This window comes from Arenibacter echinorum, from assembly GCF_003259375.1.
GTDB lineage: Bacteria > Bacteroidota > Bacteroidia > Flavobacteriales > Flavobacteriaceae > Arenibacter > Arenibacter echinorum.
In genome coordinates this window covers 1-9860 of sequence record NZ_QLLN01000015.1, presented here as the reverse complement: position 1 = coordinate 9860, position 9860 = coordinate 1, and the positions used below count along the sequence as shown (strand labels likewise).

Here is a 9860-nt window from a genome sequence, read left to right as displayed (position 1 = left end):
GTACACAAAGCAAACTGAATTATCATAAAACATTTATAATGAAAAAAACATGCTTTTTTCTTCTATTGACTTTAACTTTTAGTGCCTATTCTCAAGATTCAGACATCACAGATGAGCAAAAGATTAAAAATGTGATTAACCAGTTTTTTAAATCTTTGGAAACAAGAGATACGTTGCTAATGAAGCAAACAACAATGAATGAAGCTCAAATCTGACGCAGGCGAAACAATAAGAAACCTTTAGAGATTGACATGCGTTTTTCAAAAAATGATCTTCAAGAAATGCCAACTGATCCTAAAATCAAAGAGATCCCCTTAAGCTTTGAGATTTCAGTAGATGAAGGAATTGCTATTGCATGGGTACCATATAAATTATGGGTTGAAGATGAATTTTCCCATTGTGGTATAGATGTTTTTACGCTCTTTGAAATGGATGGAAAATGGAAAATTATAAGTACTGCTTATACTATAGAAAAAGAGAACTGTGATTAATAACTGAAAAATTAAAACTCTGTGCACAACAACGGCTATAATTCAGCGTGGCGCTAGTACAAAAATCGAAAGTAAAACCTATATTTAAACTGATTTCTCTGCAGAATAGTCCTATGGACGATTCCACGCCGAAATCATAGCCAAGACCGTTACCCAACATTTGAAAAAAACAACTTACATACAATTTAAAGTTCCGAAAAACGAACACAATTCTGAACCAGATGGAATTGTAAAGCGGAATATTAAAAAAGCAATTGTTGAAATTTTAAGTTCAATAATTCCTAAAGGAAATCCTGATTTTGAAAATAAAATTAACCTTATAGAAACGTGGATTGTTGAATTGGAAAACGAAACTGGAATTCCTGAACGTGAAATCGGAATGGATAAAGATGGACGAATAATTGTTAAAATGCCATTCAAAAACAATTATGGTTATTGGACTGACAACAATTTATTATTACCCGATTTTAAAGAACATTTTGAGACATCAGAAATCAGTCAAGATAGTTTTGAAAATTATTGGAGTTTATTTGAAAAGACAGAAGATTTTGAAACCGAATTAACTGACTTTAAAATTCAATCGACTGGAGCTGATGGCGGACATAATTACTTAATGGCAAAAGTTGATTACAACGGACAGAAACGAGCTTTAATTGCTTATTTTACTAACAAATCAGACGAGCAAAAAATTAAGCAATTGAATAAAGTCAAAATACGTGGAAAAATAGTTGATGACGGAATTGAACAATCATTGTCTTTATTCGAAACAAAATTACTGAACGGATAAAAAACGTTGGGTAACAAAACCTAAACATAATGCGGAGTTTTGGGCTAAAATCGGAAGGTCTGTGTATATTTATGAAGTCGCTAAATCTTATGGATTTAGCTTTGGACAAGAAAAATTAAAACTAAACAATAAGCTTTAGCTTCGTGCGTAGATCACGCCTTTAGCGTGACAGGCGGAAACGGGCCAGCGCGCCAACTCGCCCGCTGCTAACGCAGACGGCGTACCTCCGCACTACGCTTAGCCGAGACCGTTAGCACCAATTTAAGAACGACCGTTTCTACATCAACAATTTCCACTAAATTTTAGCATTTCCGAAAAAAAATCTCAAAAATTATTTGTGTAGTTAAATGGCTTCATGTAAATTTGTAGTCAAATAACTTCATAATGAAACTAAGACGAGACATATATCAAGCAATTTCAGACCCAACAAGACGAGCGATATTGGTCTTGTTAACTTCACAAGCAATGACTGCAGGAGCAATTGCTGAAAATTTTGATACAGCACGACCTACCATATCAAAGCATATTCAAATTTTGAACGAGTGTGAACTGGTTGAAGCTACCCAACAAGGGCGAGAAATATACTATGAGCTGAAAATCGAAAAAATGAAAGAAATAGATAAATGGTTGGAACAATTCAGAAAAATTTGGGAAGACCGATTCAACCAACTTGACAATTTATTATTAAAACTTAAAAATAATAAAAATGAAAAGTAATTTACAATTCGACTTCACTGTCAATAAAGATAATAACACAGTTAATGTTCAACGTGAGTTTGCCGCAAGTCTTGAATTGGTTTGGGAAGCATGGACAAATCCAGAAATACTGGACCAATGGTGGGCACCAAAACCCTATCAAACTAAAACTAAATCAATGGATTTTAGAGAAGGTGGTAGTTGGCTCTATCAAATGTATAACACACAAAGTGAAAAACAGCAAGAGTGTCATTGGTGTAAAAATGATTATCACAAAATTGTATATAAATCAATGTTTTCGGGCTTGGACGCTTTTTGTGATGAAAATGGAACAGTTAACAAGGAAATGCCTAGAACTCTTTGGACAAATGTGTTTACTGAAAATGTTAACACAACACTTGTAACAATCACAGCAACATATAAAAGTCTTTCGGATTTAGAGAAAATTATTGAAATGGGCTTTAAAGAAGGGTTTACAATGGCAATGGAAAATCTTGACCAATATATTGAAGCGCAATTTCAATTAAGAAAACAAAATAAGCCTAACAACAAATCAAGAGTAACCACCTATTTAAATTTTCCTGGAAATACTGAAGAAGCATTTATTTTTTACAAATCTGTTTTTAAAACAGATTTTATAGGCAAAGGTATTCAACGTTTTGGTGATATTCCTGCTGATGCAGGACATCCACCTGTTTCAAATGCCATCAAGAAAATGGTACTACACGTAGAGCTTCCCATAGTTGGTGGACACATTTTGATGGGAACAGATGCACCAAAAGAAATGGGTTTTACTCTCAAACAAGGTAACAATATGCACATTTGTCTTGAACCTGAAACAAGAGAAGAAGCAGACAGACTCTTTAATGAACTCTCGGTTGAAGGCAATGTTACTATGCCAATGGCAGATATGTTTTTTGGCTCATATTTCGGAGAGTTTTCCGATAAATATGGCATTAACTGGATGATTAACTATCAAAACAATAACTAATGAGAAATAGAATCATATTCATTTTAAGCTTGCTTTTTGGTTTAATGTTCATTAACGCAGGATTGAACAAATTTTTAAATTATATGCCAATTCCTGATGACTTGCCCGAGAAAATGATTAAAGTAATGACTGCATTCATGGAAATAAACTGGCTTATGCCATTGGTTGGTTTTGTTGAAATTCTTGGTGGAATATTATTTATTATTCCTAAAACAAGAGCGTTAGGAGCAATTATGATTTTTCCATTAATGATAGGCATACTTTTAACAAACATTTTTTCTACACCAACTGGATTACCCATTGCTATAATACTACTTTTAATAAATCTTTGGGTAATGTATGAGAATAGAGATAAGTATTTATCATTAGTGGAATAAAAACTAATGCCAACAACGTGCATAATTAATTGCTTGCTTCTAGCCAACTTACGAAAGTCCTCCCACGCCCAAAAGCGTGACGGGACGGATTTTCTATTTGCTTTGTATTTGCTAAATTAGGTGCTTAAAACACGCAACAAACCATATACAACAACGTTGGCATTAATTAAGAAAATGAAAATTAGAGAAACTCATAGAAATGAATATACCATTTCAACTGACAAGGATAAATTAGATGTTTTGAGCATTCACAAATTCCTTTCAAATGAAACTGATTGGGCTAAAGGAATTCCAATCAATACTTTGAAAACATCAATTGAAAACTCTTTGAATTTTGGACTTTATTACGAAAACAAGCAAATTGGCTTTGCTAGAATAATTTCAGACTATTCAACTATTGCATATTTAGGAGATGTTTATGTTTTAAAGGAATATAGAGGAAAGGGATTAAGTAAATGGCTGATAAATGAAATAATGGAACATCCAAATCTACAAGGATTAAGACGCTGGATTTTATTAACTGATACAGCTGAATGGCTTTATAAAAAGTTTGGTTTTTCAGAAATACCTAATCCTGAATTTTATATGGAGAAACACAACCCGAATGTATATAAGGGAATAAAAAACTAATGCCAACAACGTGCATAATTAATTGCGGCTGAATTTCCTCTCGGAAATTCAATCTTATTAATTATCTTTCCGTTACGGCGGAAAACGACTCGCGTCCTTTCCCGCAACTAATCATACACAAGACCGATGATGTTGCATTAGTTCATATCATTTTTATTTTATTTTAAAGGAATTCATATGTTCGCTGCGCTCGGAACTCCTACGTCGACCCTATGTGCTACATCTCGTTTGCCAACGCCCCAACTCGCCCACTACTATCGTAGATGTCGCCCGCACAAAGGGAAATGCAACATCATCGCAGCGCTATGTCAGATCACATAAAACCGTAGGATAAGGGTACTTTTTCTAAGAACGACGCTTAACGGAAGAAACCAACGCTACATATCAAGTCACTATATGTAATTTATTCATGCCATGTCCATTGTTTAATGTATTCATGTGTTCGCTGCGCTCGGAAGGACCGCCAATTTGGTTTGGAATATCGCACCAACGCTACAACTCGCCCACTGCTCTCGCAGATGCCGTACATAGCGCTGCGTTGTGTGCAATTTTGAAAAAGCATGTTACTATGATGAAACAGCACATCTTCACACTACTTTTTACCTTGCTCTTTACACAAGCAGGAATTGCCCAATCAACAGGAACCTTTACCGACTCGCGCGATGAGCAAACGTATAAAACTATTAGCTTTGAAAATACTATGACGGGCACAACGGTCGTCTGGCTGGCTCAAAACTTGAACTACAAAGTAGAGGGCAGTTACGCTTATGATGATAAGGAGACCAATCGCGACGATCTTGGTTTACTTTACACTTGGGAGGCAGCGAAAAAAGCTTGTCCCAAAGGTTGGCATTTAGCAACGGATAGTGAATGGTCTATGCTTGTAAATGAATTTGGCGGAACCGACGAGGCTGGTAAAGCCTTGAAAAGCAAGAAAGGCTGGAATGAAGACGGAAACGGAACTAATCGCAGCAGGTTTAACGCACTTCCGGGAGGTCAGCGCTCAACTGGTGGTAGTTATCGCAGCCTAGGCTATTTCGCTTTCTGGTGGTCGTCCACACCCACCAATGAAGAGGGCAAAGTCTGGATATGGGACATCAGTTATGGTGGCCCTGACATGTCAATAAAATCAAAGGTGTGGCGTTTTGATGCCGATATTCTTGGCGGATTATCGGTTCGTTGCGTCTGTGATTGACTTATTTAATTTATCTAATATGTGCCGCGTAAGAGAAAACAATGGAAAGCATAATAAAACGGCACGCTCGAACGAAAAAACTGCACCCAACAAAACCTAAACGTAATGCGGACTTTAGGGCAAAATCGAAAGGTCTGTGTATATTTATAATGTCGCTAAATCTTATGGATTTAGCTTTGGAAAAAAAAGGAAAAGCAAAACAATAAGCTTTAGCTTCGTGGGTAGACCACGCCTTTAGCGTGACAGGCGGAAACGGGCCAGCGCGCCAACTCGCCCGCTGCTAACGCAGACGGCGTACCTCCGCACTACGCTTAGCTAAACCGTTAGCCACAATATGAATAAACCGTTCCTAATATTATTAATAATTGTTCTTAGTTCTAGTACTATACATTCTCAACCAGAACTTTCTGAAAATGAAAAACTTTTCAGAACCGCAAAAGTTTGGGGCTTTTTGAAGTATTATCATCCGAATGTAGCAAAGGGGAAATTTGACTGGGACAAAAAACTAATTGAGTTATTTCCAAAAATAGAAAAGGCAAAAACAAAGGAGGATTTATCCATTGTTTTTTCTGATTTGATTCAAAGTCTTGGGAAAATCAAAGAATGTCGTTCATGCACATCCACTAGCAACTTAAACTATTTCAATAAAAATTTCAACCTGTCATGGACACAAGACAAGACTATGTTCACCAATGAATTATCGGAGAGCTTAAAATACATTGAGAATAACCGTTTTCAAGGTAAAAGTAAATTTGTTACAAAAAACAAAAATGCAGGAAACGTAATATTGACGAATGAAACTGATTATCAAAACTTTGACTGGAAAGATACAAATTTAAGAGTATTATCTCTTTTCAGATATTGGAATACGATAGAATATTTTTTTCCATACAAATATCAAATGGACAAAAATTGGAATCAGGTTCTAAAAGAAATGCTTCCTAAATTTTTGAATCCCCAATCCGAAATAGGTTATCATTTAGCGATGTTAGAAATCGTCGTTGATTTAGATGATAGTCATGCCGGACTTAATACCAATTTAACTAATGAATATTTTGGTTCAAAATATATTCCTGCAAAATTTAGTATCGTAGATAATAAAGCAGTTATCACTAGTTTTTATAACGATTCCTTAGCTGATATAAATGATTTAAGAGTTGGAGATGTAATTGTAAAAGCAAACGGAAAGACTGTAAATGAAATATTGCAACAAAAAAGTAAATTCATCCAAGGTTCAAATACTTCGGCCAAGTTTGCATATGCTTTTAATAAAATTTTTAATGGTGTAACAGATTCTATTGAGATTGAGTTTTTAAGAAACGACAAGGTTAAAAGAAATGAAATTGGAAGATATTCTTTCGACCAATTCAAGTATAAAAAATCCTCAACTGATAAGTGGAAGATACTTGAAAACAATATTGTATATATAAACTTAGGAGAAGTTGAAGTATATGATGTCTCCACTATTTTAGAAGAAATAAAAAATACAAAATCCATTATTTTTGACTTAAGGAACTACCCAAAATTTACATTACCTTATATTTTAAATTTTTTAAATCCATCTACCAAAGAGCTTTTAGTTTCCATTATTCCCGACTTCAATTACCCTGGAAAATTCTACTGGGAAGAACCAATGTCAATGGGAGAAAATAACAATAATCCTTATCGAGGAAAAGTAATTGTTCTCGTTAATTCACGTACAATTAGCTATGCTGAATTGTATGCAATGGGCTTACAAACAGTAAATAATTCAATCACAATTGGCAGCCAGACTCTTGGAGCTGATGGTAATGTCAGTAGAACGGAGTTTATTGGAGGTTTTAAGACAGGCTTTTCTGGAATAGGCATATTCTATCCTGATTTTACTGAAACACAGAGGAAGGGTGTAAGAATTGATATTGAAGTAAGTCCCACTATTTTGGGTATTAAGCAAGGTCGTGACGAAGTACTGGAAAAAGCAATAAAGGTGGCATTGGAATAAATACTGTGGCTAACAAAACCTAAACGTAATGCGGAGTTTTAGAGATAATCGGAAGGTCTGCGTATATTTATAATGTCGCTAAATCTTATGGATTTAGCTTTGGAACAAAAAAAGAAAAAGCAAAACAATAAGCTATAGCTTCGTATATAGACCACGCCTTTGGCGTGGCAGGCGGAAACGGGCCAGCGCGCCAACTCGCCCGCTGTTAACGCAGACGGCGTACCTCCGCACTACGCTTAGCTCAGCCGATGATGTTGCATTAGTTCATATCATTTTTATTTTATTTTAAAGGAATTCATATGTTCGCTGCGCTCGGAAGGACCGCCACATTTTATTCCCAATACCGTCGAAAACCAAAAAAGGTTTTCACTATATTTCCATAAAATATCGCACCAACGCTACAACTCGCCCACTGCTCTCGCAGATGCCGTACATAGCGCTGCGTTGTGTGCATTTTGAAGCAACCTTTTAATAGGAGTTGAATCTAATTGAAAAAGAAAAAAATGAAAGCAAATATCTTGGTTTTATTTATTGGAATTCTAACAATATTCGGTTGTGATAATGATGATGTTCTAAGGGATATTGATGGACAATACGTTGGGACTTTTCAAAGAGGCGAGAATAGCTCAAATGTGGAATTGACATTGAACGATTCCAATTTTACTGGAGAAAGCGAAATTGTAAAATTTCCTGCTATTTGTCATGGTAATTACGAAATTTCAAACAGGACGATAAAGTTTGAAAATCAATGTCCTTGGACTGCTGAATTTGATTGGAGTTTAATATTGAGTGAAACTTGGGATTTTAATTTTGCTAACGATACTCTGACATTGACCAATTCAATCGGAGATGTTTATACTTTGACAAAACGGAGGTAAAAACGCACTACAACAAAACCTATAAACAATACGGGCTTCTCTCCTATTCGAATGGTTTGCGTATTTTTATGAAGTCCGCAAAATCTTTTGGATTTTGCTCTGGACAGGAAAAAATAAATCAAAACAAAAAGATTTGGCTATGTGCGTGGCGGAAAGCAAACGCTAATTTGCTCCCGTACTATTCATAGCTAAACCGTTATGTGTAAGCTGAAAAAACCAAAATTGTGAAAACTGAAATTAATACTATTTGGATTGACCTAAATGAAGAACTTTATAAGTTTATTTTGGAGAAAATAAAAGATGAACAAACGTCAAAAGATATTCATCAAGAGGTTTTTTTGAAAATTCAAACTAAAATTCATCAATTAAAACATACTTCTAAACTTACATCTTGGGTTTATCAAATTACAAGAAATAGTATTGTTGATTATTTTAAAAAAGTAAAAAATAGTAATATATCAATAAATGACTTAGATATTCCAGAAATAGACACTAATAATTTTGATTATTCAAATTTAACAAACTGTATCAATCAAAAAATAGAAAACCTTTCTTCCCAACATAAAGAAGCAATTATTTTAACTTCATTTAAAAACTATTCACAAAAAGAGTTAGCAGAACATTTAAAAATCTCTTATTCGGGGACGAAATCAAGAGTTCAAAAAGCTAAAGAAATTTTAAAAGAAAACATTTTAGATTGCCCAAATGTAGAATCGGATAGTACAGGTAAATTAATAGATTTTGAAAATAATTAAAATTTACTACGTCTTTTTCTAACTAATAGCGTCCATCTTATATAACATATAAAAAAATAAAAATGGACAGTTCAAAAAAAGTTATTAACGTACAAATTCTTAACGCTTTTGCAGAAAACGGTAAAGGTGGTAATCCAGCAGGTGTCGTTTTAAATGCAGATGAATTATCTGATAAAAATAAACTTGAGATTTCTAAAAAAGTAGGTTTATCAGAAACTGCTTTTGTTTCAAAATCTAAAACGGAAGATTTTAAATTAGATTTCTTCACTCCAAATAAACAAATAGCACATTGTGGACACGCTACTGTGGCTACATTTTCTTATTTAAAACAAATAGGAGCTCTAAAAAATGATAGTTCTTCAAAAGAAACCATAGATGGGAAACGAAAAATAGAAATAATTGGTGATTTAGCATTTATGGAACAATTGGCTCCAAAATATACTGATGTAAGTCACAAAGAAACTGTGATTCTAAAATCATTAGGATTAAAGAAAACGGACTTGATTCCAAATGCACCAATCCAATTAGTAAACACAGGAAATTCATTTATACTCGTTCCTGTTAAAAGCAATGAGATTTTAAAGAATATAATTCCAGATTTTGACTTGATAAGCAAGGTTAGTGATGAATTTGATTTAATTGGCTACTATTTATTTTCTACAGATACAGAATATGACGCTACTTCAAGAATGTTTGGTCCTCGTTATGGAATATTAGAAGAATCAGGAACAGGAATGGCGGCTGGACCACTTGGATGTTATTTATTTGACATTTTAAAAATCAAGAAAAAAAGTTTTAACATTCAACAAGGAAAATATATGAAAGAGCCTTCACCAAGTCTAATTATTGTTAAATTACGAATCGATGACGAAAAAATAAAGGATTTAATGGCTGGTGGAAAAGGAATACTAAATAGACAATTAGAGGTTGAAATAAACATCTAAAAGCCTGCACATAACAATGTATATAAAAAGTAGGCGAAATATCAGTAAAATCAAGAGTTTTGGCTCGTGTCAAACTTTGTGCTTAACCGAAAGTTTAGAGCTTCGAAATCGCCTACTTTTCATATACTAACCGTT

The 9860-nt window shown here is 34.2% G+C and carries 12 protein-coding genes; all 12 read left to right on the top strand.

All coding sequences use genetic code 11. The features are described from left to right. The coding region (locus LV92_RS21945) for a hypothetical protein (RefSeq protein WP_211323028.1) at positions 1-215 on the top strand (215 nt) is incomplete at its 5' end. A gap of 36 nt (positions 216-251) precedes the next feature. Next, a complete protein-coding gene (locus tag LV92_RS21590; protein WP_111625665.1) occupies positions 252-491 on the top strand; it encodes a hypothetical protein in 240 nt (79 codons plus the stop codon). Positions 492-651: 160 nt separating this feature from the next. Then, complete coding sequence (locus LV92_RS21585) at positions 652-1278, top strand: hypothetical protein (RefSeq protein WP_111625664.1); 627 nt, start codon at positions 652-654, stop codon at positions 1276-1278. A 384-nt stretch (positions 1279-1662) separates the two neighbouring features. Continuing rightward, the gene (locus LV92_RS21580) at positions 1663-1995 is read left to right on the top strand and encodes a metalloregulator ArsR/SmtB family transcription factor (RefSeq protein ID WP_111625663.1); all 333 of its coding nucleotides are present in this window, start codon (positions 1663-1665) and stop codon (positions 1993-1995) included. Then, positions 1985-2965 carry an SRPBCC domain-containing protein gene (locus LV92_RS21575; protein ID WP_111625662.1) on the top strand — a complete coding sequence of 327 codons (981 nt, stop codon included), beginning with the start codon at positions 1985-1987 and terminating at the stop codon, positions 2963-2965. Before LV92_RS21580 ends, LV92_RS21575 begins: the two co-directional genes overlap by 11 nt. After that, positions 2965-3342 (top strand): DoxX family protein, encoded by a 378-nt coding sequence (locus LV92_RS21570; protein WP_111625661.1) that lies wholly within the window; start codon positions 2965-2967, stop codon positions 3340-3342. Before LV92_RS21575 ends, LV92_RS21570 begins: the two co-directional genes overlap by 1 nt. 174 nt (positions 3343-3516) lie before the next feature. Next, positions 3517-3972, top strand: coding sequence for a GNAT family N-acetyltransferase (locus LV92_RS21565; protein WP_111625660.1), 456 nt, complete (start codon positions 3517-3519; stop codon positions 3970-3972). 568 nt (positions 3973-4540) lie between these two features. Continuing rightward, entirely contained in the window at positions 4541-5167 is a 627-nt protein-coding gene (locus LV92_RS21560; RefSeq protein ID WP_170126375.1) for an FISUMP domain-containing protein, read from the top strand. Positions 5168-5501: 334 nt separating this feature from the next. After that, entirely contained in the window at positions 5502-7148 is a 1647-nt protein-coding gene (locus LV92_RS21555) for a S41 family peptidase (RefSeq protein ID WP_111625658.1), read from the top strand. A gap of 503 nt (positions 7149-7651) precedes the next feature. Further along, on the top strand, positions 7652-8026 hold the full coding sequence (locus tag LV92_RS21550) for a hypothetical protein (RefSeq protein WP_111625657.1): 375 nt from the start codon (positions 7652-7654) through the stop codon (positions 8024-8026). Positions 8027-8250: 224 nt separating this feature from the next. Beyond that, positions 8251-8781, top strand: a complete 531-nt coding sequence (locus tag LV92_RS21545; RefSeq protein WP_111622997.1) for a sigma-70 family RNA polymerase sigma factor — start codon at positions 8251-8253, stop codon at positions 8779-8781. Between the two features lie 62 nt (positions 8782-8843). After that, positions 8844-9725: a PhzF family phenazine biosynthesis protein gene (locus LV92_RS21540; RefSeq protein ID WP_111622996.1), complete on the top strand. Its 882-nt coding sequence runs from the start codon at positions 8844-8846 to the stop codon at positions 9723-9725. Positions 9726-9860: the final 135 nt, after the last annotated feature.

Excerpts from the sequence above, each read along its gene's own strand:
- LV92_RS21565 (WP_111625660.1), top strand. The coding sequence starts at position 3,517 with ATGAAAATTAGAGAAACTCATAGAAATGAATATACCATTTCAACTGAC.
- LV92_RS21580 (WP_111625663.1), top strand. The coding sequence starts at position 1,663 with ATGAAACTAAGACGAGACATATATCAAGCAATTTCAGACCCAACAAGA.
- LV92_RS21555 (WP_111625658.1), top strand. The coding sequence starts at position 5,502 with ATGAATAAACCGTTCCTAATATTATTAATAATTGTTCTTAGTTCTAGT.
- LV92_RS21590 (WP_111625665.1), top strand. The coding sequence starts at position 252 with ATGCGTTTTTCAAAAAATGATCTTCAAGAAATGCCAACTGATCCTAAA.
- LV92_RS21560 (WP_170126375.1), top strand. The coding sequence starts at position 4,541 with ATGATGAAACAGCACATCTTCACACTACTTTTTACCTTGCTCTTTACA.
- LV92_RS21570 (WP_111625661.1), top strand. The coding sequence starts at position 2,965 with ATGAGAAATAGAATCATATTCATTTTAAGCTTGCTTTTTGGTTTAATG.
- LV92_RS21575 (WP_111625662.1), top strand. The coding sequence starts at position 1,985 with ATGAAAAGTAATTTACAATTCGACTTCACTGTCAATAAAGATAATAAC.
- LV92_RS21540 (WP_111622996.1), top strand. The coding sequence starts at position 8,844 with ATGGACAGTTCAAAAAAAGTTATTAACGTACAAATTCTTAACGCTTTT.
- LV92_RS21550 (WP_111625657.1), top strand. The coding sequence starts at position 7,652 with ATGAAAGCAAATATCTTGGTTTTATTTATTGGAATTCTAACAATATTC.